Consider the following 24,382-nt stretch of genomic DNA (forward strand, 5'->3'; position numbering starts at 1 on the left):
CGGAATAGTTTATAATTATTAATTCTTTTCACTCTCTAATAATTGCTCTAAGGCAATTAAATCAGGTACAAGTACTTGTCGTGCTTTACTACCTTCAAAAGGACCTACAATACCCGCGGCTTCTAATTGATCTATCAATCTACCAGCACGGTTGTAGCCTAACTTTAATTTACGTTGCAATAACGATGCCGAACCTTGTTGTGCGGTAACAATAACTTCAGCTGCTTCTTTAAACAGTTTATCTCTGTCTGCGATATCAACATCAAGATTTGTGCCACCTTCTTCACCAACATATTCTGGAAGTAAATAAGCTTCTGGATATGCACGTTGAGAGCCAATAAAATCAGTAATTTTTTCTACTTCAGGTGTGTCTACAAAAGCACACTGAATACGTATAATATCATTTCCTCCTGAATATAATAAATCACCTCGACCAATTAATTGGTCTGCTCCAGGAGCATCTAAAATAGTTCTAGAGTCAATTTTTGAAGTTACTCTAAAAGCAATTCTAGAAGGGAAATTTGCTTTAATAATTCCTGTAATTACATTTACAGAAGGACGTTGCGTTGCTACAATTAAATGGATACCAATTGCACGTGCTAATTGTGCTAAACGAGCAATAGGAGTTTCTACTTCTTTACCAGCGGTCATAATTAAATCAGCAAATTCATCTATTACTAATACAATATATGGTAAAAAGCGGTGTCCGTTTTCAGGATTTAGTTTACGAGCTTTAAACTTAGCGTTATATTCTTTAATGTTACGAACCATGGCATTTTTAAGCAAGTCGTAACGGTTATCCATTTCAATACATAAAGAGTTTAAAGTATTTACTACTTTAGTAGTATCTGTAATAATGGCTTCAGAATCATCTGGTAATTTTGCTAAGTAATGACGTTCTATTTTGTTGAATAATGTTAATTCTACTTTCTTTGGGTCAACCAATACAAATTTTACTTCAGCAGGGTGTTTTTTGTATAGAAGTGATGTTAAAATAGCATTCAATCCTACCGATTTACCTTGTCCAGTAGCACCTGCCATTAATAAGTGAGGCATTTTGGCTAAATCGATAACAAAGGTTTCATTTGAAATAGTTTTACCTAAAGCAATAGGAAGTTGCATTGGAGACTCTTGGAATTTCTTTGAAGAAATTACCGAATGCATAGAAACAATAGTTGCTTTTTTATTAGGTACTTCAATACCAATGGTTCCTTTTCCAGGAATAGGAGCGATGATACGAATTCCTAAAGCTGATAGCGATAGAGCAATATCGTCTTCTAAGTTTTTAATTTTTGAAATACGTACTCCAGCTTCAGGGACAATTTCATATAAGGTAATAGTTGGCCCTACAGTAGCTTTTATTTGTGCAATACCTATTTTGTAGTTTTTTAAAGTTTCTACAATTTGATTTTTCTTTGCTTCAAGCTCAGTTGGGTCAACAGAAATACTTTCGTTGTATTCTTTTAGTAAGTTAAAGGTTGGGAATTTGAAGTTTCCTAATTCTAATGTAGGGTCAAATTCACCAAAATCTTTTATTAATTGATCGGATAAGTTTTCGGTAACGCTTTTTTCTTCTGCAATTTTTTCAATAGCAACTTCTACTTCTTTTTTACTGTCTTCTGATATATTTGTTATAGGCTCACTGTTTTGGGAGATGTCTAAAGAAATTTCTTTTTTCTTTTCATTATCAGTAGTTTCATCAACACCAGAATAGTTAGAAATAGTTGGTTGTAAATTTTCTAGAGATAATTCAAAATCTGATTTATCTTTTTTAGCTTCTTCAGTTTTAGGAACTTCAGAATTGGTGTTAACATCAGTATCGTTTACAATAGTAGAGTCGTCTCTGTTAACTTTTAGAATATCTTTTATAGCATTAGCTTTTTTCTCTTTATTAACTTTTACTTTTTCGCTAATTGCTTCAGGAGTAATACTAAATCGGATGATTAAATAAGCTACTAAAAAGAAAATGAGTAAAATTGCTAGCCCTGTTTTACCTAAGAAAGTTTGTAGGTATTCATTTAATTCAAAACCAATAACGCCTGATAAAAGGGCATACTTTTTTTCAACAAAACCAAGAGCTGTAGCAAACCAAAGCATAATTAAAATAGCCCAATTCCATGAGGTTATAATTCTTTTTAAATTGGTCTGTAGTAAAATTCTAGCACCAGTTAAAAACAATGTTAAAGGGATAATAAAAGCTCCTAAACCAAAACCTTTGTATACAAGGAAATCACTTAGTTTAGCACCTATTTTTCCTAGTAGATTTTTAGTAGGGATAGTTCTATCTGTAAATTGACTTAGTGTGCTCTGGTCTTCTTGCCAAGAGAAGAAAAAAGAAATAAAAGCAACAGTTAAAAATATAGAAAACAATAACAGAAAAAAACCTAAAATAGTTTGGTTTTGCCTGTTTGAAAAAAAGGTTTTAATCTTTTTTATGATAGATATTTTTGGCTGTTTTTTTTGAACAGTTGTCTTCTTTTTTGCCATGTATTTTTGTTAGAAATAAATTGAACGCTACAATATAGCTATTATTTTAGGAAGGTAAATTATCCCAGCAATAATTAGTGATATAAAGGCCGCAAACGCAGGAGCACCAGCAGCAATATCTTTTATAAAGCCTATTTTTTTATGATAATCTGGATGTATAAAGTCAGCTACTTTTTCAATAGCTGTGTTTAAGGCTTCTGCTACTAAAACAATACCAATAGCCAAAGTTTGAATCATCCATTCTGTTGCAGATATATTAAAGTAAAATCCGAAGATAGTAGCAATTAAAGCAAATGTAAGTTGAGCTTTTATGCTATCTTCTGTAGTTATTAATAACCACATTCCTTTTACTGCAAATTTAATACTACGTATGCGTCCTTTTAAAAAGCCGTCATTCGGGTTTTTCATATGCTTTTAAAGAGCTTTTAATGCAGCTTCATAGTTAGGTTCATCTACAGTTTCGTTTACTTGTTCTGTATAGGTTACATTACCATTTTCATCAATGATAACAATAGAACGAGAGTGTAAGCCTGCTAAAGGCCCTGTAACAATTTCTAAACCATAGTCTTTACCAAATCGACCCGCAGCAAAATCAGATAGCATTACTACATTTTCAATGCCTTCAGCACCACAAAAACGACCTTGAGCAAAAGGTAAGTCTCTAGAAATACATAAAACTTTTGTGTTTTCTAAGTTGGCGGCCTTTTTGTTGAATTCTCTAACAGATGTAGCACAAGTACCTGTGTCGACACTTGGAAAAATATTTAAAATTAATATAGAACCACTAAAGTCACCTAAATTCTTAACAGATAAATCAGTTGCAACTAACGAAAAATCAATTGCTTTAGTTCCAGTTTCAGGTAAGTTACCTATTGTTTCTATTGTGTTACCTTTTAGAGTTATTGAAGCCATTTTATATGTGTTTTAGGAAAATCAAAAATAAGAATAATTAAATAACTTATAAGGATATTCTAAGTTTTCCTTAGGATTTTAATTTCTTATAAAACCAAGAGATAATCTTTTTCGTAGGTATGATTAAATAGAAATATATTAATTTAAAAATCATTATTTATGAAAACCTTAAACTTTTTAAAAGTAACCGTTTTAGCAGTCGCTTTATTTACCAGCTATAGTATTACGGCACAAGAGGAAACAAAAATGGTTGGAGGTGCAGAAATGTATCCATCAAAAAACATTGTACAGAATGCCATAAACTCTAAAGACCATACAACATTGGTAGCTGCTGTAAAAGCAGCAAACTTAGTAGATGTTTTATCAAGTAAAGGACCTTTTACAGTTTTTGCTCCTGTAAATAAGGCTTTTGATAAGCTTCCAGAAGGGGTAGTTGAATCGTTATTGAAACCAGAAAACAAAATGAAATTACAGGCCATTTTGAAGTACCATGTTGTTGCCGGTAAATGGAGTGCAAATGAACTAGTGAAATTAATAAAAGATAAAGGAGGTAAGGTTTCTATAGATACTGTTAATGGTGGTAAAATCACTGCATGGATGAAAGGGGGAAATGTTTATATATCAGATGCAAATGGAGGTAAAGCAAAGGTTACTATTGCAGATGTAAATCAATCTAATGGAGTAATTCATGTAATTAATAGTGTTTTATTACCTAAATCGTAAGCACAAGAATAAAGTGTAATTATTTTGATGTTATAAAAGCCGCTTTTTTAAGCGGTTTTTATTTTGTTATAACCCTGCATTATTTTAGATAACAGTTGTATTTTTGCAAGCTGAAAAGAGTACTAAATTGAACATTAAGCAATATACATCAGAATTTAAATATAACTTAAAACTTGCAGCTCCTGTAATGTTAGGTATGTTGGGGCATACTTTTGTGAGTTTTATAGATAATATAATGGTAGGACAATTAGGAACTGCTGAATTAGCTGCGGTTTCATTGGGTAATAGCTTTATGTTTATTGCGATGTCGTTAGGTATTGGTTTTTCTACAGCAATAACACCCTTGGTTGCTGAGGCTGATTCGTCTAACAATTTTACACAGGCAAAGTCCGCATTTAAACATGGACTTTTCTTATGTACTATGATGGGAATTATGTTGTTTTTAGTGGTGTTTTTTTCTAAGCCATTAATGTATTTAATGAAACAACCTATAGAAGTGGTTGAGTTGGCGATTCCATACTTAGATTTGGTAGCTTTTTCGTTAATTCCTATGATTATTTTTCAGGCATTTAAACAGTTTAGTGATGGAATGTCAATGACTCGCTACCCTATGTATGCAACATTGATTGCTAATGTGTTGAATGTATTGTTGAATTACTTACTCATTTATGGGAAGTTTGGTTTTCCTCAATTAGGTATTGTGGGAGCTGCATACGGAACTTTACTGTCAAGGTTTGTAATGGTAGTATATTTATGGTGGTTGTTAAGTAAAAAAGAACGTTCAAAACGTTTGGTTACGAATATCAAAATCTTTGTGTTAGATACTTTAATGATTCGAAAAATCATCAATTTAGGAACACCAAGTGCTATGCAAATGTTTTTTGAAGTAGCCATTTTCACGGCAGCAATTTGGTTAAGTGGATTGTTAGGGAAAAATCCGCAGGCAGCGAACCAAATAGCATTGAATTTATCTTCTATGACATTTATGGTAGCGACAGGATTAAGTGTTGCTTCTATGATTAGAGTAGGAAATCAAAAAGGATTAAAAAATTATAAAGAATTACGTAGAATAGCATTTTCAATATTTTTCTTAGGAACTATACTGGCAGTTATATTTGCTACTTTTTTCTTTGTTTTTCATAAATCATTACCAAATTTATATGTTGATTTAAGCGATGCTGAAAATTATGCAGATAATATGGAGGTAATGACTATAGCAGCAAATTTGTTAATTGCAGCTGCAATTTTTCAAATTAGTGATAGTATACAGGTTGTAATGTTAGGGGCTTTACGTGGTTTACAAGATGTAAAAATGCCTACATTAATTACTTTTATATCGTATTGGGTAGTAGGTTTTCCTATTAGTTTTTTCTTCGGTTCAGAAGAAATGTATGGAAGCTTTGGTATTTGGCTAGGTTTACTAGCAGGATTAACCACAGCATCAATTTTACTGTTTATACGATTTAACAAATTAACTATTGAACTTATTAAAACAAAACACCATGAACTTACCTAAATTTTTATTAGCAGATAATAGCGAACACCCAGAAGATATTTTTGTTTTACATACTGAGTATCCTCGTTTTTTAATAAATTTAAAAGATGATGAAATTGAGTGGTTTGAAGACTTGTCTAACGAAAACGAACAAGACTTAGCTAATGAGTTAGAAGGGTTAATTGAAGCAGCAGGATTATTTTATGATGCTGAAATGGAAGGATTAGAATAAGAGCTATTCTTCTAAGTAATCAATAGGATTTAGATAAAACATTTTTTTCCACCCTTGTTTTTCTGAATCAATTTTCCAAACATAAGGTATTAGAGATAAAATGGAATAGTGTAGGTGGGGAGCTTTCCCCACAGCATTTCCACTAGTGCCAACAGTTCCAATTTCCGAATTATTGTTTACAAAAGTTAAAGAAGTTGTTTTTACCTCTTCTAAATGTGCATAGTAGTGTAATCTCCATTTTGGACCTAATATAACAACAATATTTCCGCCCATACTTATTTTTCCAGAAAATAGAACTAGTCCATAGGTTGATGAGGTTATTTTAGTATTTTTTTTAGCAAAAATATCAACCCCTTTATGGGTAACTGATTTTCCCCAAGGGTAATACCAAAATGATTTTGGATTGTAATCAGATTTGGTAGCTCCATTAACAGGCATTTTTAAGTTTTGAGGAATTAAAAAGCCTGTTAATAGAATTATTAAAAGAATAAGTAGTTTCTTTTTTATTTTAAACATGTTGTTTTATAGTTTTACCACCAAAGTTCTGTTTCTTCTCCTTTCCAAAGAATTAATCTGAAATCTTCGTAATGATTTCCATTACCTATTGTGTGCGTATCTCTATGTCCTTTACCTAGCCTTAATTTGTGAACAAAACCAGTGTAAGAACCTACCCATAGAGTTTATTTATCATCAGAAATAACAATACTACTTATGGTAGCTCCTAAAAAATGCCTCCAAATACAATTTCCGTTTTGGTCAAAGGCTTTAATATACCCATCTTCATCTCTTAAGATATAGTAATCCTTAGTAGTTGTACCAACATAAACTCTCATTTCATCATCAATAACTTTAAAATTATCGGCTTCATCTACATAAGATTCAACCTCTGTTCCATTTAAGTTGTTAGTATCTACGCCAATAATAATGCTCTTATAAAAATAGCAAGAATTTATAATAAGTTGTTTGTCGTCTTTAGAAAAAAAGACAAAAATGAGGATAAGAAGACTGTGGACCTATTTTTCTAATTTGGTTTCCTTCGCTGTCCATTACTCAATGGTCAAAAGATTAATCGCTAACTACAATATATTAATTGTTATTTGATAAAGCAGCTTTTCCATAGCTATGTATGAATTCCATTCTTCATCTATAATGAAGTTTGATATGCTTTATCAAGTTGTTCTATTGGCTTACAAATTCCGAGAACTTTTTAGAGTCAGATACCCAAGTCCATTCTGATTTTCCAAAATTTCCAGAATCTTCAACAACCTTCATATGAGTTGCATCAATTATTTCAATTACTATGGTTCCTTTTAATTTATCCTTACCAACAGGAATATCCGACCAAGACAAGGTAATTTTATTATCATTGATTTCTCCATGACCTACATGACACCAGTTTTCTCCAAGATTATTTTCACTAGACTTATTATTCATACCTAACCAATAAACTTTATTGCTGTTGACACTTATCCAAAATGGATTTTTACCTGTAGATTCCCAATATCCAGATTTGATTGAAACGAATGTGTTATTCATATTGTTTATGTTTTTACTTTTTCTGTTTGTCTATATAATAGGTTAAATTGTAAAATGAATAAGCTAAATAATAGTTTTTACTTTCTAATTTGAAGTGTGTTTATTTGTCAAGCTAGTCCTAATTGTTTCGTTTATTTCTTAAGACTTTTGTGAATTTCTATTTTGTTCATTTTTAAATGTTGTGTTTTAGTTTATTAATTGTTTAAAATTAGAGTGTTTTTCATATCAATCAAGTGAATTTTTGTTTATAAATTCTAAAAAATTAGGTTTGTAATGTTCAGATACAGTAATACGTTTGTCGTTAATAATTATTTGGCTACGCTCTATAATATTGATATTGTTTAATGCTACTATAAATGATCGATGCACACGCATGAACTGCGATTCTGGTAGCTCTTGTTCTAATGATTTTAAGCTCATTAGAGTAAGAATAGGCTTTGGCTGATTTTTTAACCAAATTTTGATATAATCTTTTAACCCTTCAAAATATAAAACATCCGATAATTTAATACGAAGTTGTTTGTATTCAGACTTAACAAATAGAAATTCTTTTTCTTTAGATAATAATTTAGGATTTATTTTTTGATTCTTTACAAGCTCAAACCAATGTTGTGCCTTATTTGCAGCCGTTAAAAATTCGGCATAATCAAAAGGCTTTAGTAAATAGTCTAAAGCTTCTACTTTAAAACCTTCTATGGCATATTGGTCAAATGCTGTGGTAAAAATAATACGTGAATTTTTTGACAACATTTTAGAAAATTCGATACCTGATAAATCGGGCATCTGTATGTCTAAAAACAACAAATCTACAGGCGTAGTTTTAATAAAGTCCATTGCTTCTAAGGCATTACTACATTTAGCTTTGAGCTCTAAAAAAGGAGTTTTTTCTATATAGCTTTCTACTAAATTAAGTGCCATAGGTTCATCATCAACAGCAATGCAAGAAATTTTCAGACTACTCATAATTACACTGTTTCTATTTCTAAAAGTACTGAAAGGCGTTCATTTTTTAATGAAGTTTCAAACTTATACTTGTTAGTATATAATAATTGTAAGCGTTTTTCTAAGTTTTGTAAACCAATACCCGAACCGCTTTTATCGTCTGTTTTTTTAGGGAAATTATCATTTTCTATTTTAAAATATACAGTGTTGTTTTTGCAAAACATCTCCACAGTAATAGTACTTTTTTTAGTAGCAGAAACACCATGCTTAAAAGCATTTTCTATTAGTGAAATGAATAGCAGTGGAGCTATTTTAATACCTGTTTTTTCAGAAGGAAAATTATAATTTAATACAGTTTTGTCTGATAGTCTAAGCTTCATTAACTCTATGTACTTGATCATAAAATCAATTTCTTTTGAAAGTGGAATCAATTCTACATTGGTTTCATATAGCATGTAACGCATTAGTTTACTCAAACTGTGTATAGATGTTTTGGCTTGATCTGGTGAAATATCAACCAAAGCATAAATATTGTTTAGTGAGTTAAAAAAGAAGTGCGGCTGTAATTGATAGTGTAAATGTTTTAACTCTGACTGCAGTTTAAAATTAGCAGCTTCTTTACGTTCGGCTTCAGTCTTAACCCAACGTTGGGTGGTTTTTATTACTATTGAAAACAGTAAAGGAGCCATGTACAACGACATTTGCACATAAATAAGCATTTTAAAAGGAGGTTCTATACCTTTTTTTTCATTTGGAGGACTTATCAAATCATTAAAAAAAGCATCTTCAATTTGTTCTTTTAAAGTAATAAAAACAGCAATCATTAATACATTAGTAAGAACAAATAGAACGGTTTCTTTTCTAAATAGAAACCGATCTATAAATATGAAATAATTAGAGTAAAAAATAACAGCATAAAAAACTAGGGGGATCCAAAAATGAGCTATAACTCGATTTATTTCTTGCCCTTGACCATAAGATAATACATAGGGCATGCATATTAAAACAAACCAAACTAAGGCATGTGTAAAGAGTGTTATTTTTTTGTTTTTATTCATAACGTAAAGCCGTAATTGGGTTTAAAGCCGATGCTTTTCTAGCAGGGTACCAGCCAAAAAATATACCTGTAATAGCGCAAACTGCAAATGATATAATTATAGAATATAGGGCAACGCTTGTAGGCCAATTTAAGAATTTTTCAACAAAAATAGTAGCGCTTAAACCTAGGATTACGCCTAATAAACCACCTGTAACACTAATTAAAATAGCTTCAATTAAGAATTGCATTAAAATATCAGAATCTTTACCACCAACAGCCATACGTAAACCAATTTCTTTAGTACGTTCTTTTACCGATACATACATAATATTCATAATGCCAATTCCTCCAATTAACAAAGAAATACCTGCTACAGCTACCAATAAAATAGTTAGCATTTCACTTGTAGCACTAAAGGTTGAAATCAATTCTTCCATAGAGCGTACATTAAAATCGTCATCTTCATTATCTGTTAGTTTGTGTTGTTTTCTTAAAATTTCGGTAACTTGAGTAACAGCATCAGGAGCACGTTCTTCACTAATAGCGGAAGCCATAACTTGATTCAAATGATTAATAGCTAAAATACGCTTTTGAACTGTTGTGTAAGGGGCAATAACGACATCGTCTTGGTCTTGACCAAAAGTGTTTTCACCTTTTTTTTCTAAGACACCAATAATTTTAAACGGAATGTTGTTAAACCTAATAGTTTGTCCAACAGGATTTTCATCATCGGAAAAAAGATTTTCTACCACAGTTTGTCCTAACAGAACTACTTTAGCTGCTGATCGTACTTCAGCATCAGTAAACATACTACCGTTTTGTAAACCTACAGTTTTAATGTTTAAGTAATCAGGATTTACTCCGTAAATTGTAGAAGGCCAGTTATTAGAGCCGTTAATAACTTGTCCACCACTATTAACTATTGGAGTTATATATGTTAGTAAACTGGCTTGTTCTTTTATAGCTTGATAGTCATTTAGTGTTAAAGATTTGATAGAATTAGGATCTAACCTAACGCCACCAAACATATCGGCACCAGGCCTAATAGTAACCATATTAGATCCCATACTAGAAATAGTTGAACGAATACTCTTTTTTGATCCTTCACCAATAGCTAACATAGTAATTACTGATGCTACACCTATAATAATGCCAAGCATGGTTAGTAGTGTTCGGATTTTGTTAAGGATTATAGCTTTATATGCTATTTTTAGTAGGTTTAACATTCTCATGATTAGTGGTTTTCTATAGGTAATTTAGCTAAGTGTTCAGCTGCAAATTGCACGTCGTTGTTTTTATAATCTTGTATAATTTCTCCGTCTTTAAGTACAATAGTTCGATTACTAAATGTGGCAATATCAGGTTCGTGTGTTACAAAAGTTATCGTTATACCTTGTTGATTTAGTTCTTGAAATAAAGACATGATTTCATAAGAAGTTCTAGTGTCCAAATTTCCCGTTGCCTCATCTGCAAGAATCATTACAGGATTGTTTACTAATGATCTGGCAATGGCTACCCGTTGTTGTTGTCCTCCAGAAAGCTGAGCAGGGGTATGGTACAATCGTTTACCTAAACCAACCATTTCTAAAGCTTTAATAGCACGTTTTCTTCGTTCTTCAGAAGTTACTTTACTATTATAAAGTAAGGGTAACTCTACATTTTCTATAGCAGATGTTCTTGCTAATAAATTATAAGATTGAAAAATGAATCCTATCTTCTCATTACGAATTGTAGCTAGTTCACTTTTGTTTAAATCTTTTATTCTAACACCGTCAATTTCATATGAGCCTGATGTAGGTTGATCTAAGCACCCTAAAATATTAAGCATGGTACTTTTTCCTGAACCACTAGACCCCATTATAGTAACAAATTCACCTTTATGAATGTCAAATGAAATTCCTTTTAAAGCATGAACGGTTTCTGATCCCATAGTAAAATCACGCTTTAAGTTTTGTATTTTAATTGCTTTTTTTGCCATAACTATTTCCCTTTTTTATTAGCCCCTGGAGGTTTAGGTATGAATGGACTTTCACTAGCGCCTTGAGCATTATTGGTTACAGGATTTTTACTTTTAAGGCTGTATACTAGTTTGTCTCCTTCTTTAACTCCATTTACAATTTGTACGTTCACACCATCGTTTGCACCAAGAGTTACAGGTTTATATGTTATAGAACCATTGTTGTTTAAAAGCCAAAGTGTAGATCCTTCCTTTTGAGGCTTATTAGTAGGTTCAGTTAGGTTTTGTTGCTGAAAATATTGAGCGAAAGCTGTTGGTTCTGGCTTAAAGTTTACAGCTTTTGCCTCAACAGTTAACACATCTTTTAACTCTAAAGTGTAGATGGAAATGGTTGCTGTTAATCCTGGTTTTAGCTTTAAATCAGGATTTTTAGCTTTTATTACAACAGTGTAAGTAACAACATTAGAGGTAACCTTCGGATTTAAACGTACTTGAGTAACTTCACCTTCAAAAACTTCTCCTATATAGGCATCAACGGTAAAAGTTACGCGTTGTCCTTTTTTAACATTGCCTATATCGGCTTCGTCAACATCAGCTTCTACTTGCATATCTTTTAAATCTTGAGCAATGGTAAACAATGTTGGAGTGCTGTAGCTTGCAGCAACGGTTTGTCCTTCATCTATATTTCTAGATAATACAACCCCTTCAATAGGCGAATAAATATTAGCGTATTCTAAATTTGTTCGAGCTGTTTTTAATTCTGATGAGCGTTGTGTAACAGTACTTTTTGCGGTTTGAAAATTAAATAGAGCATCATCATAATCAGATTTACTAATTACTTGGTTGTCAAATAACGTTTTTTGTCTTTTGTAAATGGTTTCTGTATAATTACGTTGATTGATAGCATTGTTATAACTAGCCTGTGCTTGTGTAAGAGCTGCTTTTAAATTGGTTTTATCTAGTTCGGCAATAAGCTGTCCTTTTTTTACAACACTATTGTAGTCTACATAAATTTTTTTAACAACACCAGAAACCTGTGTACCAACTTCTACTTGTGTAATAGGTTCTATAGTACCAGTTGCAGTAACCAAAGTGGTTACATTTTCTTTTTTTGCTAAAACAGTTTTGGCTTCGATAACAACATTTTCATTAGGTTGAAATAGATTGTAGAGTATTAAGGCAGTTATGGCTAATACAATGCCGATTATGACAATATTTTTTTTAGATTTCATAAGTGTTTAATTAAAGTGTTATAGGATTTCCTTGGTAAAATTGTAATAATTGATGGTATAGAATGCTTAGGTATTTAGATTGTAAATAATCTTGCTGAGCACTGGTATAAGTGTTTTGACTAATGACTAAATCTGTTGTACTTAAGCTTCCTAATTTGTATTTTTTCTGAGCAAGCGTGTAAGATTGTTTTGCAGCTTCCATTGAAGCCTTTGCAGCAACTAGTTGTTCTTGGGTAGAAAGTGCGTTTTGGTAAGCAGTTTCTACTTTTTTATATACTTCTTTTTCTGTAGTTAGCTTGTTTATTTTGGACTTCTCAATATTAACTTCTGCCGTTTTTACAGCTGCTTTAGTTTGATTACGATTAAAAATTGGGATATTGAGAGAAAGCCCAATTCTTTGATTAAAATTCACATTAAATTGGTTAGAAAATGAACTATTATCGATACTTGTATACCCTGTACCAAGACTAGAGGTTAAAGATAAGGTTGGTAAGTATGCACCCTTAGCAATGTCTAAGCCCTTTTCGCTTGCTTTAATCTCTAAATTACTCGCTTCAACTTCAGGTAAAATACCCAATACTTTGTTATAGATGTCTATTTTGTTTATAAGAATTGTAGAGTAATCTGTTTCATTATCTAAAGATTCAATTTCAATATCTTGTGTCGGAGCTAATTCTAACAATTGTTTTAAAGCAATTAGATATTGTTGATAGGTGTTTTTAGCATTGATAAAAGCATATTTATTGATTGCAGCCTGACTGATGGCTTCGGTATAGTCGCTTAAAGCAATTGTACCAGCATCTAATCTAGCTTTAGCTCTTTCTACCTCTTTTTGGGTAGATTCTAGATTGTTCTTAGCAATGGTAATACCTTCTTTTGCATGCAAAATCTGTAAATAATTTTCTAAAACACTTAAAATGACGTTGTTTTTAGTTTCTTCTTCTAAAAAGGCACTCTGATTTAATAGTAATTTGTTTTGAGAAATTTGATTATTTATTTGATTCCCTTGAAATAAAGTAATAGTACTGTTTAATCCTACATTGGTACTATATATTTGGTCTGTTACATAGTTACTTGTTATAGGGTCAATAGAGTTACCATTTGTAAAAGATTGTGAGGCAGAACCGAAAAGATTTGGTAACCTTGATGCTTTAGCTTTATGATAATTAACTGATGCTTGAGTTTTGTTTAAAGAAGCATTTTTTAAGGTAATATTATGTTCTACAGCATAGGTTATGCAATCACTTAATGTCCAAATTTTAGACTTAGATACCTCTTTTTCTTGTGCAAAATTTAACTGTACAAAAAATAAAGAGGTTATGAAAAGATATACTTTCATTTGATGTGTTTTTAATTAACACTTCAAAAATGAAACATATCTCAATTTTAATAAATTGTAATAGAAGTTTGAAGCTATTGTCTATATAAAAGATTAAATTTTATCGATAAGATTTTCTGTAGAACTTTCTCCAATAAATTTATAAACAATGTCTTCTATTGCTAATAACATACAAAAACAATTTCTTTAGTGTCTTTAGTAGTAGCTTTTATAACAATCATTGTAAATATTTTAATTGACTTTACTTCTAACTAATCTAACACTCATACCAAACGATTTTCCTTTATCTTTTTTTGTGTATGTTATAATTTTTTCTCTGTTTCCAGATACAGCAAACCCTTCTTTAAAACTTATGTAGCTGGCAGTGTTTTTATTAGGTGTTGTTGAGCTCCAGAAAGCATAGGCTCCTTTTCCCCAAAAAAAAGTAGAGTCAATTTCTGTAAATACTTGTTTATAATTAACTCTGTCTTTTTTATTTTTATTGATAGAACGATATTCTTTTATACTAGGAACTCTCCAGTCGCTGAATCCTGCGTAGTTAATAGAGTTCATTTGTTCTTGCCACTCAAAAACTTCATTCCATTTATTTAAAAACCTTTTCTCAATTGTACTAAAATCTTTTTTCATCCAAACCAAGTTTGTAGTAGAGTCTAACACAATTAGAGTAGAATCAATAGTCTTTTGGTTGTTATCAGCAGTAACTTTTTCTACTTTTACTTCAGGTTTCTTTTTAGCTTCGTTATTTTCTTTTTTAGAGTTCTTACATGAAGAAAAGTTAAGTAGTAAAACAGCAAGGATAAGTATTCTCATATTCTTAAAATTTCAATTTTTACAAATTTATGAGTCTATAAATTAACTTCTCCTGTTTTATTTAAGTTTATGTGCTAAGATCGGTATCTTCCCATTCAGTACCGTTAGAAAGCATCCATGTTAACGAATGTCTACGTTCATGTATAACTCCTCCATTTCCAATAGGGTCGAAGCCATCAGGAGCAGTGTTTCCTCCTAGTTGAGCACTTCTTACTGCATTATGTAAGCAGTAAAATAAATCCTCTTTTTCTACCAGTTTTTCTTCTTCTAGAGTGTGTTGCTGAGGAAACCAATCACTAATTAAAGTATCAAGTGAACATGTATGATTTATTAAGATTTCCTGCATTTGCTCTCCTGTCATCATTTGACCAGAAATCTCAGGTTCATCATAACCAAAGTACCAAGCAAGTGCCCATGCGTTTTCAAACTTCCAACCAATAGAATTTCTTAACTCAATATTATTTCTAGAAGCATTAAGTATTTCTTTTTCTTCTGTGGTCATGTAACCAAGAAGTTTATTTTGATTAATGAAGTTAATTATTTTTTCGTCAGGTAAGTTTTCTGTAGGCACCATAAGCCATAAAACAAGAGCTTTTATAGCGTGGAGTCTTCCTGCAATTTCGTCAGCAGGTCTTAATTTTGTTTCTCTTATTGTAGGAAGAGAACTTGCAGGACGAAATCCAGCGTCAAGACAAGTAGCAATTGATTGAGATCTAATTGTTGAAGAATCTCTTTGAGTTACTTCAGGTTTAGGTGTATTATTCTTTGAAGTTTTTTTTCTGTTAAACCATCCCATAGTTTGTTTTTTTTTGGTGAAAATATTTATAAAAGCAACAGGTATTGATATAAAGTTTGTTAAAATATAGTAAAGGTTGATGAGAATTTTGTGTTACGACTGCTTTTATGAATTGAGATTATTTGGTTACATGCTTTTATTTGTATAAACAAAACTTAAGTTATTTTGCTTGTAATGAGTTTAATGTGTTGAAAATAAGTGCTCTGTGGTTTTAGGAATATTTACAGTTCCGAGAAAAGTTTGACGCGCTTGTTTAAAGTATCTATATTTGAGCTCTTAATGAAAATGATTTTAGATGTTAGATTTTGTGATTATGGGTGGTGCACAAGCAGGCTTATCCATGGCTTACCACTTAAAAAAGATGGAAAAAAGTTTTATAGTAGTAGATGGAGAAGAAGAAATAGGAGCCTCTTGGCTAAATAGATGGGATTCTTTAAAATTATTTACACCAACTGAATATAATCACTTACCTGGTTTAAAATTTAATGCTCCTAAAGGGCATTATCCATCTAAATATGAGGTTAGCGATTACTTTAAATCGTATGTAAAGAAGTTTGATATTCCTGTACAACTAAACACATTAGTTACTTCTGTAAAAAAATCGGCTAAAGGATTTCATGTAATCTATAATGAAGGAGAAATTCTAGCTAAGAATATAATTGTAGCAACCGGACCGTTTCATATACCATACACACCACCTTGTCATACTAAACTATCTGATGAAGTATTGCAAATGCACAGTAATTACTATAAAAATAGTAAACAGTTGCAAGAAGGAGATGTGTTAGTTGTTGGAGGAGGAGATTCTGGATATCAAATTCTGGATGAAATATCTAAGGATAAAAAATCAAAAACGGTTTATTTTTCGGGTGATACGAAGGTGAAAACCTTACCTCAGCAATTTTTAGGTAAAACTTTATGGTGGTGGTTTACACTTATAGGTTTTTTAAAGTTTAACAAGTACAGTTGGATAGGGAAAAAAATAAGCACATCGTTGCAACCTGTAATTGGTACTGATGTAAAAGAAATTTTATCCCGTGAAAATGTAGTTACTGTTGGAAGAACTAAAGATGCGTTGGATAATGAAGTTGTTTTTGAAAACAAAAAAGTAACATCAATAAAAAATATTATTTGGGCAACAGGATATCGTCCTAATTTTAAATGGATAGAAGGTTTGGAGTTAGACTCAGATAACTATCCAAAAAATTATAGAGGAGTAAGTAATATTGAAGGGCTGTATTTTATAGGTTTACCTTGGATGTATACGCGTGGTTCTGCCACTCTAGGAGGTGTATCAAAAGATGCTAGCTATTTGGCAGATATAATTAGTAAAAAATAAATTTTAAGTATAATAGCAAAACCACTAAAAGTATTATTTAGGGGTTTTGTTAGATGAGTTTATAGAATTAAGGGTACTTCCCTAAAAAAATAAGTCTAATTACTTAATTAGAATATTTAAAATCTTTGCACTTAAAAATAATCCAAAACCAAATACGGTATGTGTAATTAAACTCATTATTCTAGCTTTGATTGGGTCAGGAACGTTAGAAGCGGCAATACCTAATCCGAAAGCAGGTTGCATAAAAAAGAAAGGAGCTATAACAGTTACTATCCCTATGATTAAAGCTGGTAAAAGAGTAGGACTTTCAAGCCATTTTTTATCAAAAATAAGCACCAAGAGTAAAGCGAACATAACTCCAATAGTATAATGCGCAATCCAGCCGATTATATGTTCATGTTTTATAGAAGGAGTGGTAAATATTGTATGATGTGAAAATTTGCCATCAAAAAAATACCCAATCCAACGCCCCAGAAACTTGTAGTTAAGAGTTTTGATGCCAAAGTAATTTAAGATTACGGAGTAAACATCCATAGTTGCTGTTGCTCCAACACCTATTAAAATTATTTGAAATAAATTATTCATGTTGTTTTTTTAGACAAAAGTAAAATGAGTGAAGAAGGTTGTGATAGGACAAAACATAGAAATAACAGGATAAATTAATACTACTTAACTAAATTTAGTAGCTTTTCTTTACTGTTTTGGTTGTTAAAACAAACCAAAATCTTATTACATTCGCAGTATGCAACAAACAACAAATACAATAGTAATGGTTCGTCCTGCAAGTTTTAGGATGAATGAACAAACAGCAGTAAATAACTATTACCAGCAAGAATTGTCAGGAATGTTACCTGCATCAATCAATGCTAAGGCACAAGAAGAGTTTGATGCTTTTGTAGAAAAATTGGAAGCTGTTGGTGTTACTGTAGTAGTTGTTGAAGATACTAAAGAACCAAATACACCCGATGCATTGTTTCCAAATAATTGGATTTCTTTTCATGAAAATGGAGATGTTGCTATCTATCCAATGTTTGCAGATAATAGACGTTTAGAGCGTAGAGAAGATGTACTAGAGATTTTGGAAGAAAAAGGGTTTGTAATAGAAAATGTTGTAGACTACTCTGAAGCAGAAGAGGAAGAGGTTTTCTTAGAAGGAACTGGAAGTATGATTTTAGATAGGCACAACAGAAAAGCGTATTGTGCTTTGTCTCCTCGTGCAGATGAAGAACTATTTATTGAGTTTTGTGAAGATTTTGAATATACTCCTGTAATTTTTACAGCAAATCAAACGGTTGAGGGAAGTAGAGAAGCTATTTATCATACAAACGTAATGATGTGTGTTGCAGAAAGTTTTGCGGTGGTATGTTTAGATTCGATAGATGATAAAAAAGAAAAGAAAAACTTATTAAAACACTTAAAGTCAGATGGAAAAGAAGTTATTGCCATTTCAGAACAACAAGTAACACAATTTGCAGGAAACATGTTACAAGTTAAAGGAACAAATGATGAACGTTACTTAGTAATGAGTTCCTCTGCTTTTAATTCGTTGAATTCTAATCAAGTTAAAGCTATAGAAAAGCACAGCAAAATACTACACAGCTCTCTAGAAACTATAGAAACCTGTGGTGGTGGAAGTGCTCGTTGTATGATGGCTGAGGTTTTTTTACCAAGAGCCTAAGCAACCATTGTATTTGAGACTTTATAGTTTTTATAGTACTGCATTAAGATAAAAGAACAGATTACTGAAGAAGCAATTCCTTCAATAGCTAATGCAAATACAACTAGAGGTAAACTTAAATTCTGACCCCAAAAAGAAGATTGTTCAAGTATAGTCATAAAACCAGGATCTATAAAATCTACATATATAATAAGACCTAAAATGGTTAAGGCTACAGCAATTATAGAGGTTCCAATCCCTAATAAAAAATTGCTAAAATATAACGATTCGTGGTTTTTAATGATATTGGTTTTTATAGCTCTGTTAATACCATAAAGAACGAAAGCAAAGTTTAAAAAACGCAGTTCGGAAACATCTTCCAATCCAAAAATTTTCATAATTAGAAAGAAGCCAACAATGCCCGCAAAAATTAGCAGCGCATTGCTAAATATTATTTTATTGCTCGCCATAATAGTACATTTTAAGAGTTAATCGTCTTAAAAGTACAAAATAATGATATGAAAATCAATTATTTATAGTAAAGCTTCTCTTAAAATTGTTACAGGATGTTTTGCTAGACGCTTTGTTCCGTCATAAATTTGATGACGGCAACTCGTACCAGCGGCTACTATTTCAGTATCAACTGAACAATTTCGAACTTTAGGAAACAACGTATCTTCACCCACTTGCATACTTACTTTATAATGTTCTTTTTCATATCCAAAAGATCCAGCCATACCGCAACAACCGGTATTCATAATGGTTACTTTATAGTTCTTGGGAATATTTAATATAGAAAAAGAAGCATGTGTACTAGACAATGCTTTTTGATGACAATGTCCATGTATTTTAAGCTCCTTTGTTTCATTACTAAACTTAGTTGTATCTAGGGAACCATTAGCATGTTCGTTCGCTAAAAACTCTTCAATAGTAAAACAATTTTCAGAAAGCTTTTTGGCAGATATTTTATCATCTGCTAAACGTAAGTATTCGTCTCTAAAGGTTAAAATAGCAGAAGGTTCAATTCCAACGAGTGGTGTTTCTTCAGAAATTAATTCTTTAAAAATAGTAATATTATTATTAGTAATTTCTTTAGCTTCCTTTAAAAAACCTTTAGATATATAGCTACGTCCGCTTTCTTCATGATCTACCGTTTTTACTTCGTATCCTAACTTTTCCAATACCACTACGGCATCTTTACCAATTTCAGTATCGTAGTAGTTGGTAAATTCATCGTTGAATATATAAACGGTTTTTTTTGAGTTTGTCGATTGGTATTTTTTTAACCAAGTACTTAATGGCTGTTTAGCTAATTTAGGAACAGAACGTTCTGTAGCAACTCCCATAACTTTTTTAGCTAGGGTAGTATTGGTAAAGAAATTTGTTAGCACAGGGAACTTACTTCCTAATTTATTGTATTTGGCATTGTTAGCAAACAATTTACTGCGGAAAGAATACCCGTTTGTTTCTTGATATTGGTATAAGAATTCTGCTTTCATCGAAGCAATATCTACATTACTCGGACATTCGCTAGCACAAGCTTTACAGCTTAAACATAGGTCAAGAATATTTTTTAGTTCTTTAGAATCGAACTTGTTTTTAGCAGTATTATTGGTTAACACTTCACGTAATGTGTTTGCTCTAGCTCGTGTAGTTTCCTTTTCGTTTCGAGTAGCTCGGTAACTTGGGCAGAGTGTTCCGCCTGCTTCAGGAGACTTACGACAGTCACCTGAACCGTTGCATTTTTCAGCTAGTTTTAAAATACCTTCGCTATCTGAAAAATCTTGAATAGTTTTTATCTCAGGTTCATTTCTGTCAATTTCATAACGTAAACTTTGATCCATAGGAAAAGCATCCGTAATTTTTCCTTTATTGAATACGTTATTTGGATCGAATGCCTTTTTTATTCTTCGTAATAGTTGATAGTTTTTATCACCTATCATCAATGGAATAAACTCTGCACGCACAATACCATCACCATGTTCACCACTAAAGGACCCTTGATATTTCTTAACTAACTCAGCAGTTTCAGTAGTTATTTTCCTAAACAGTACTACATCTTCCTTTTTCTTTAAATTCAAAATAGGACGTAAGTGTAACTCACCAGCTCCTGCATGTGCATAATACACTGCTCTTTGCTGATATTTATCCATAATCTTGGTGAATTCCTCAATATAGTTAGGCAAATCTTCTAGGGCTACGGCAGTATCTTCAATACAAGCTACCGCTTTATCGTCTCCCACTATATTCCCTAATAATCCTAAACCAGCTTTTCGTAATTGATGCACTTTAGCAATGTCTTCACCATACACTTTAGGATAGTGGTATCCAAAGTTGTTTGCTTTTAAATCTTCAATAAGTTTATCGGCTAGTACTTCTGCTTCTTCAATGGTATTTGCAGAAACTTCTAACATTAATACAGCTTCAGGATCTCCTTGTAAAAAGAAACGATTTTTTGCTTGTTCACGGTTGTTTTTAGTACAGTCTAAAATTACTTTATCCATCAATTCACAAGCATAGAGCGTGTGTTTCATGGTGGTAACGGTAGCTTTTAAACTTTCATTTACACTAGTAAAATGTGGACACACCATAATACTTTGGGTAGGAGGTAAGTCGTCTAGTTGAATGGTGATAGCGGTTGAAAATACCAAAGTACCTTCACTTCCTGATAAAAATTTAGCAGGGTTAATAGTTGGTTCAGTTCCGCCAAATAAATCGAAAGTTAAAAACTCATCAACAGCATACCCAGTATTTCTTCGGTGAATGCTTTCCTTTGGGAATTCTTTTTTAATTTCTTGCTGAATAGCTTCTTGAGAAAGCTCTGTATAAATAGCACGATAGATGTTTCCTTCTAATGAATTCTCTATTTTCTTTTGGTTGAATTCAGCTGAGGTAATTTCAGAAAAAGTAACTTCACTACCATCACTTAACAAACCTTGAATAGCAATGACTTTATCGCGGGTAACTCCGTAACGTATAGAAGTACTTCCTGAAGAGTTGTTACCTACCATTCCGCCAATCATACAACGGTTAGAGGTTGAGGTATTCGGACCAAAAAACAATCCGAAAGGTTTTAGGAAGCGGTTTAAATCATCACGAATAATTCCTGGCTCTACGGTAATGGTTTTGTTAATTTCATCAAAAGCCAATATGTTGGTAAAGTGTTTAGAAACGTCTACAACAATTCCATCTCCTACACACTGTCCTGCTAACGAAGTTCCTGCAGTACGAGGAATTAAGGTAATATTGTTCTTAGTAGCAAAATCAATTAACAGTTGAATATCCTGTATATTCTTAGGGTAGGCAACTGCTAGTGGAATTTTACGATATACTGAAGCATCGGTTGCGTAAATGTTTTTATGTAGGTCGTCAAAAAATAGTTCGCCAGTTAATGATTTTTTGAACGTTTCTAGTTGTGTTGTTTGTACCATTATCTTAAATACCTAAAATGTGGGTAGTGTTGTTAATTATTCTATTGGAATGTGACGCTTAAAACAGGTATCGAAACATATAAAAGTATCGGTTCCTGCCACTCCTTTAATTAAATGTACGTTATCGTATAGTATTTTTTGTAAATGTTCATTGTCTCTAGCAAAGATTAAAATAAAAATAGCGTAGTAACCGGAAACAAAGTTACATTCGGTGATTTCAGGTATTTTTTCCAACTCATGCATTACTTCTTTAGCAAAGCGAGCTTCACGTAATCGAATACCTGTGTATGATTTGGTTTTATAACCTAAGTTCTTTTCTTCTAAAACAAACTCAGCATTTTTAATAACACCTTCAGCGGTTAGCTTTTTAATGCGCTGATGAATTAAGGAGTTGGAAACTTTTAATTCTTCCGCAATTTGTGAATAGGCTTTACGAGCGTCTAAACGTAATTTTGAAAGTATTTGTTTGTCTATATAATCAAATTGATTTTCCAAAAGAATAATTTTGTTAGAATAAACTTAATATAAGCTACAAGATAAACAATCGTTTTTAACGAAAAAAGTGTAGCCGATAATGCAAATATACGGCTACACTTTTTCAATATTCGATTTTATGATTAAGCATTTATTACTGACAAGCAGTTTTGTATGCTTTCATCTTGCATATCTTCATACCATTTTGTTAACTTATAAACAGGTTCACCTAAATCTTTTTCAAATAATGATTGATTAGAAGTACCTTTATATTCACGTTTAGCATCATCTGTTCCTAAGTTTGAAGCAAAAATTCCTGCTGCACTTACAGGTAAGAAATCTTCGTAGACCATAGGTTCTATGCTTAAATAACCATCCTTTAATAATTGGTTTACATCTTCTTTTGTATACACTTTATCTTTAGATAAGGTTTTTACTTTATCGGTGGTAAAGTAATGGAAGTAAGCCAGCTCTTTTGATTGTAACTCTTCGTAGTTATCAGGAAAAACTTTAAAATTTTCTGCTAATAATTCATTGTATTCTGAGGCATTTTCAGCAGTTGGTGATCCACCAATAGCTTTACGTGTTTTACCTAACAGTTCATGATACAAGTCAAGTCCTTTTTGAGTTAATGCTGCACCACGTTGTTCAATCTCACCAAAACGAGCTTTATGTTCGCCTATTTCTTCTTTTTCAACATTGTTTTTAAAAGTTACTTTTTCGGTCAATGCCTTAAAGCTTGTTTGACGTAGTAAAATAGGGCATTTTCTTGCAGGAGGTCCTTCTATATTGTCTTTTGGAGGAATATTACGATCCTCCATACTTACTTGTACCTTATCTATATCTAAAGTTCTAGGAGTTAAGTGGTTGATGTGAGGTCCTTTAAAAGCAACTACATCAGCAATTAATCTGTGTTGATTTAGTAAAGCTTCGTACATTTCATAATCTACAGTAGCAGTATCGTGCCAACGAAAAGTTTCTAATGCTTCTTGAACAAAGGTTTCAGCATCTTCTTTGTTTAAACCTCCTTCTTTTTCAGATTTATCAATAAGTTGTAAAACTTTTTCTGTAAAAATTTGACGTTTTTCTAAAATAGTTTCAACATTGCTACGAAGCTGAGCATCATCAATTAAATCTATACGTAATAAAGAGGTAAAAACTCTGAATGGAGCTTGGTTAAGAGCGGTGCTTTCAATAGCTCTAAACGCCGTAGAATGAACAGGAACACCAGCTGGGGCTAAATCATAGTAACCAACAGAATACATTCCCATAACCTTAAACAGACGCCTCATAGTAAATAGCTCATAGGGTTTACCTAAACGAATTGCTCCGTGGCGTTCCATATTTAGTCGAGTTAATTCTCCAGTATGTGCTAACTGCTCTTCAATTTCTTTAGACTCTGAAAGAACGTTTTCATTTATGTCATGAACCAAATCAAGTAGATCACCATAAAGTGGTACCTCTTTCTTGTACATATCAGACATAATTTTAGAGAAACGGTTACGAATGTACTCTGGAGAGACAAGTCCTTCAGCCGTATTAGTAAAACTTTCTAGTTTATTTTTTGATGACATAGTTTGTTGAAATTTGCTACAAATTAAATGAATTTAATTTTTTTTAGAGTCTATAAAAGTGAATTTTGTTTTATTGATGTTTATTTTGAGTTGATTTGCTTTTGTTAATGCGTTTTTTAAAAACAAAAAGACAATTTTTACTGAAAAAATGTTTTTTAAAAGTCAATTTGACTTTGTTCCTGTGTATAAGCCTTAGTAAAATATTTCTGAGTTCTTAATTCTATTAGAGAATAAGCAAGGAATGTATATCTTAAACAAAAAATCAAGAGTTTCTTAACTTTAAGAATAATAGTAAATAAGTGTTTAGTAGATAGAGTTCCAGTTGAATTTTATATGGAAAAATTTAATTTACAGTAATTTTCTTCTCTCAAACAATTATAAATTAAAAAGGTGTTCCATTAGTATTG

24 protein-coding genes are annotated in these 24,382 nt (G+C 31.8%); 5 read left to right on the forward strand and 19 right to left on the reverse strand.

The features are described from left to right. Window positions 1-18: 18 nt before the first annotated feature. The 3 genes from VBY68_RS10405 to tpx are packed head-to-tail and all read right to left on the reverse strand — an operon-like array spanning window position 19 to window position 3,399. Window positions 19-2,487, reverse strand: a complete 2,469-nt coding sequence (locus VBY68_RS10405) for a DNA translocase FtsK (protein ID WP_415269679.1) — start codon at window positions 2,485-2,487, stop codon at window positions 19-21. Between the two features lie 27 nt (window positions 2,488-2,514). Beyond that, a complete protein-coding gene (locus VBY68_RS10410; protein WP_124590778.1) occupies window positions 2,515-2,895 on the reverse strand; it encodes a diacylglycerol kinase family protein in 381 nt (126 codons plus the stop codon). Between the two features lie 6 nt (window positions 2,896-2,901). Next, on the reverse strand, window positions 2,902-3,399 hold the full coding sequence (tpx, locus tag VBY68_RS10415) for a thiol peroxidase (RefSeq protein ID WP_415269680.1): 498 nt from the start codon (window positions 3,397-3,399) through the stop codon (window positions 2,902-2,904). Window positions 3,400-3,558: 159 nt separating this feature from the next. Here tpx and VBY68_RS10420 point away from each other — a divergent pair, with 159 nt between their 5' ends. From VBY68_RS10420 to VBY68_RS10430, 3 genes are all read left to right on the forward strand, one after another. Next, the gene (locus tag VBY68_RS10420) at window positions 3,559-4,122 is read left to right on the forward strand and encodes a fasciclin domain-containing protein (protein WP_415269681.1); all 564 of its coding nucleotides are present in this window, start codon (window positions 3,559-3,561) and stop codon (window positions 4,120-4,122) included. A gap of 127 nt (window positions 4,123-4,249) precedes the next feature. After that, window positions 4,250-5,638, forward strand: a complete 1,389-nt coding sequence (locus VBY68_RS10425; protein WP_099216344.1) for an MATE family efflux transporter — start codon at window positions 4,250-4,252, stop codon at window positions 5,636-5,638. Further along, window positions 5,625-5,849: a hypothetical protein gene (locus tag VBY68_RS10430; RefSeq protein ID WP_099216474.1), complete on the forward strand. Its 225-nt coding sequence runs from the start codon at window positions 5,625-5,627 to the stop codon at window positions 5,847-5,849. The genes VBY68_RS10425 and VBY68_RS10430 overlap by 14 nt, the downstream gene beginning before the upstream one ends. Before the next feature lie 3 nt (window positions 5,850-5,852). On the opposite strand, the gene VBY68_RS10435 is transcribed toward VBY68_RS10430, so the two are convergent. From VBY68_RS10435 to VBY68_RS10485, 11 genes are all read right to left on the reverse strand, one after another. Further along, window positions 5,853-6,365: a M23 family metallopeptidase gene (locus VBY68_RS10435; RefSeq protein WP_415269682.1), complete on the reverse strand. Its 513-nt coding sequence runs from the start codon at window positions 6,363-6,365 to the stop codon at window positions 5,853-5,855. Between the two features lie 164 nt (window positions 6,366-6,529). Then, window positions 6,530-6,682 carry a hypothetical protein gene (locus VBY68_RS10440; RefSeq protein WP_415269683.1) on the reverse strand — a complete coding sequence of 51 codons (153 nt, stop codon included), beginning with the start codon at window positions 6,680-6,682 and terminating at the stop codon, window positions 6,530-6,532. A gap of 346 nt (window positions 6,683-7,028) precedes the next feature. After that, entirely contained in the window at window positions 7,029-7,385 is a 357-nt protein-coding gene (locus tag VBY68_RS10445) for a hypothetical protein (RefSeq protein ID WP_124590782.1), read from the reverse strand. 225 nt (window positions 7,386-7,610) lie between these two features. Then, the gene (locus tag VBY68_RS10450) at window positions 7,611-8,348 is read right to left on the reverse strand and encodes a LytR/AlgR family response regulator transcription factor (protein WP_415269684.1); all 738 of its coding nucleotides are present in this window, start codon (window positions 8,346-8,348) and stop codon (window positions 7,611-7,613) included. Window positions 8,349-8,350: 2 nt separating this feature from the next. Continuing rightward, window positions 8,351-9,385 carry a sensor histidine kinase gene (locus tag VBY68_RS10455; RefSeq protein ID WP_415269685.1) on the reverse strand — a complete coding sequence of 345 codons (1,035 nt, stop codon included), beginning with the start codon at window positions 9,383-9,385 and terminating at the stop codon, window positions 8,351-8,353. Then, window positions 9,378-10,598, reverse strand: a complete 1,221-nt coding sequence (locus tag VBY68_RS10460) for an ABC transporter permease (RefSeq protein WP_415269686.1) — start codon at window positions 10,596-10,598, stop codon at window positions 9,378-9,380. Before VBY68_RS10460 ends, VBY68_RS10455 begins: the two co-directional genes overlap by 8 nt. 2 nt (window positions 10,599-10,600) lie before the next feature. Next, window positions 10,601-11,344, reverse strand: a complete 744-nt coding sequence (locus VBY68_RS10465) for an ABC transporter ATP-binding protein (RefSeq protein WP_415269687.1) — start codon at window positions 11,342-11,344, stop codon at window positions 10,601-10,603. A 2-nt stretch (window positions 11,345-11,346) separates the two neighbouring features. After that, the gene (locus VBY68_RS10470) at window positions 11,347-12,555 is read right to left on the reverse strand and encodes an efflux RND transporter periplasmic adaptor subunit (protein WP_415269688.1); all 1,209 of its coding nucleotides are present in this window, start codon (window positions 12,553-12,555) and stop codon (window positions 11,347-11,349) included. A 10-nt stretch (window positions 12,556-12,565) separates the two neighbouring features. After that, a complete protein-coding gene (locus VBY68_RS10475; protein WP_415269689.1) occupies window positions 12,566-13,894 on the reverse strand; it encodes a TolC family protein in 1,329 nt (442 codons plus the stop codon). 231 nt (window positions 13,895-14,125) lie between these two features. Continuing rightward, window positions 14,126-14,704, reverse strand: coding sequence for an Lcl C-terminal domain-containing protein (locus tag VBY68_RS10480; protein ID WP_273693837.1), 579 nt, complete (start codon window positions 14,702-14,704; stop codon window positions 14,126-14,128). A 67-nt stretch (window positions 14,705-14,771) separates the two neighbouring features. Next, window positions 14,772-15,500 carry a DUF4272 domain-containing protein gene (locus VBY68_RS10485; protein ID WP_415269690.1) on the reverse strand — a complete coding sequence of 243 codons (729 nt, stop codon included), beginning with the start codon at window positions 15,498-15,500 and terminating at the stop codon, window positions 14,772-14,774. Between the two features lie 295 nt (window positions 15,501-15,795). On the opposite strand from VBY68_RS10485, the gene VBY68_RS10490 reads away from it, so the two are divergent. After that, on the forward strand, window positions 15,796-16,839 hold the full coding sequence (locus VBY68_RS10490) for a flavin-containing monooxygenase (RefSeq protein WP_415269691.1): 1,044 nt from the start codon (window positions 15,796-15,798) through the stop codon (window positions 16,837-16,839). A 99-nt stretch (window positions 16,840-16,938) separates the two neighbouring features. Here the strand turns inward: VBY68_RS10490 and VBY68_RS10495 are convergent, their stop codons facing one another. Beyond that, a complete protein-coding gene (locus VBY68_RS10495; protein ID WP_415269692.1) occupies window positions 16,939-17,424 on the reverse strand; it encodes a DUF2938 domain-containing protein in 486 nt (161 codons plus the stop codon). Window positions 17,425-17,581: 157 nt separating this feature from the next. Here VBY68_RS10495 and ctlX point away from each other — a divergent pair, with 157 nt between their 5' ends. Further along, on the forward strand, window positions 17,582-18,517 hold the full coding sequence (gene ctlX / locus VBY68_RS10500; protein WP_415269693.1) for a citrulline utilization hydrolase CtlX: 936 nt from the start codon (window positions 17,582-17,584) through the stop codon (window positions 18,515-18,517). Here the strand turns inward: ctlX and VBY68_RS10505 are convergent. The 4 genes from VBY68_RS10505 to hglS form a co-directional block, all read right to left on the reverse strand. Beyond that, entirely contained in the window at window positions 18,514-18,966 is a 453-nt protein-coding gene (locus tag VBY68_RS10505) for a hypothetical protein (RefSeq protein ID WP_099276458.1), read from the reverse strand. The two genes, ctlX and VBY68_RS10505, sit on opposite strands and share 4 nt — an antisense overlap. A 63-nt stretch (window positions 18,967-19,029) precedes the next feature. Then, window positions 19,030-21,927 carry an FAD-binding and (Fe-S)-binding domain-containing protein gene (locus tag VBY68_RS10510; RefSeq protein ID WP_415269694.1) on the reverse strand — a complete coding sequence of 966 codons (2,898 nt, stop codon included), beginning with the start codon at window positions 21,925-21,927 and terminating at the stop codon, window positions 19,030-19,032. A gap of 36 nt (window positions 21,928-21,963) precedes the next feature. Continuing rightward, a complete protein-coding gene (locus tag VBY68_RS10515; RefSeq protein ID WP_241210203.1) occupies window positions 21,964-22,422 on the reverse strand; it encodes an Lrp/AsnC family transcriptional regulator in 459 nt (152 codons plus the stop codon). 122 nt (window positions 22,423-22,544) lie between these two features. Continuing rightward, a complete protein-coding gene (gene hglS, locus VBY68_RS10520) occupies window positions 22,545-23,975 on the reverse strand; it encodes a 2-oxoadipate dioxygenase/decarboxylase HglS (RefSeq protein WP_415269695.1) in 1,431 nt (476 codons plus the stop codon). Window positions 23,976-24,382: the final 407 nt, after the last annotated feature.

It is taken from the genome of Tenacibaculum ascidiaceicola, from assembly GCF_047470925.1.
Lineage (GTDB): Bacteria > Bacteroidota > Bacteroidia > Flavobacteriales > Flavobacteriaceae > Polaribacter > Polaribacter discolor.

Excerpts from the sequence above, each read along its gene's own strand:
- VBY68_RS10405 (WP_415269679.1), bottom strand. The coding sequence starts at position 2,487 with ATGGCAAAAAAGAAGACAACTGTTCAAAAAAAACAGCCAAAAATATCT.
- VBY68_RS10410 (WP_124590778.1), bottom strand. The coding sequence starts at position 2,895 with ATGAAAAACCCGAATGACGGCTTTTTAAAAGGACGCATACGTAGTATT.
- VBY68_RS10490 (WP_415269691.1), top strand. The coding sequence starts at position 15,796 with ATGTTAGATTTTGTGATTATGGGTGGTGCACAAGCAGGCTTATCCATG.
- VBY68_RS10470 (WP_415269688.1), bottom strand. The coding sequence starts at position 12,555 with ATGAAATCTAAAAAAAATATTGTCATAATCGGCATTGTATTAGCCATA.
- VBY68_RS10505 (WP_099276458.1), bottom strand. The coding sequence starts at position 18,966 with ATGGCGAGCAATAAAATAATATTTAGCAATGCGCTGCTAATTTTTGCG.
- VBY68_RS10480 (WP_273693837.1), bottom strand. The coding sequence starts at position 14,704 with ATGAGAATACTTATCCTTGCTGTTTTACTACTTAACTTTTCTTCATGT.
- VBY68_RS10485 (WP_415269690.1), bottom strand. The coding sequence starts at position 15,500 with ATGGGATGGTTTAACAGAAAAAAAACTTCAAAGAATAATACACCTAAA.
- VBY68_RS10510 (WP_415269694.1), bottom strand. The coding sequence starts at position 21,927 with ATGGTACAAACAACACAACTAGAAACGTTCAAAAAATCATTAACTGGC.
- VBY68_RS10475 (WP_415269689.1), bottom strand. The coding sequence starts at position 13,894 with ATGAAAGTATATCTTTTCATAACCTCTTTATTTTTTGTACAGTTAAAT.
- VBY68_RS10430 (WP_099216474.1), top strand. The coding sequence starts at position 5,625 with ATGAACTTACCTAAATTTTTATTAGCAGATAATAGCGAACACCCAGAA.
- hglS (WP_415269695.1), bottom strand. The coding sequence starts at position 23,975 with ATGTCATCAAAAAATAAACTAGAAAGTTTTACTAATACGGCTGAAGGA.
- ctlX (WP_415269693.1), top strand. The coding sequence starts at position 17,582 with ATGCAACAAACAACAAATACAATAGTAATGGTTCGTCCTGCAAGTTTT.
- VBY68_RS10450 (WP_415269684.1), bottom strand. The coding sequence starts at position 8,348 with ATGAGTAGTCTGAAAATTTCTTGCATTGCTGTTGATGATGAACCTATG.
- VBY68_RS10465 (WP_415269687.1), bottom strand. The coding sequence starts at position 11,344 with ATGGCAAAAAAAGCAATTAAAATACAAAACTTAAAGCGTGATTTTACT.
- VBY68_RS10460 (WP_415269686.1), bottom strand. The coding sequence starts at position 10,598 with ATGAGAATGTTAAACCTACTAAAAATAGCATATAAAGCTATAATCCTT.
- VBY68_RS10495 (WP_415269692.1), bottom strand. The coding sequence starts at position 17,424 with ATGAATAATTTATTTCAAATAATTTTAATAGGTGTTGGAGCAACAGCA.
- VBY68_RS10455 (WP_415269685.1), bottom strand. The coding sequence starts at position 9,385 with ATGAATAAAAACAAAAAAATAACACTCTTTACACATGCCTTAGTTTGG.
- tpx (WP_415269680.1), bottom strand. The coding sequence starts at position 3,399 with ATGGCTTCAATAACTCTAAAAGGTAACACAATAGAAACAATAGGTAAC.
- VBY68_RS10435 (WP_415269682.1), bottom strand. The coding sequence starts at position 6,365 with ATGTTTAAAATAAAAAAGAAACTACTTATTCTTTTAATAATTCTATTA.
- VBY68_RS10440 (WP_415269683.1), bottom strand. The coding sequence starts at position 6,682 with ATGAGAGTTTATGTTGGTACAACTACTAAGGATTACTATATCTTAAGA.
- VBY68_RS10445 (WP_124590782.1), bottom strand. The coding sequence starts at position 7,385 with ATGAATAACACATTCGTTTCAATCAAATCTGGATATTGGGAATCTACA.
- VBY68_RS10420 (WP_415269681.1), top strand. The coding sequence starts at position 3,559 with ATGAAAACCTTAAACTTTTTAAAAGTAACCGTTTTAGCAGTCGCTTTA.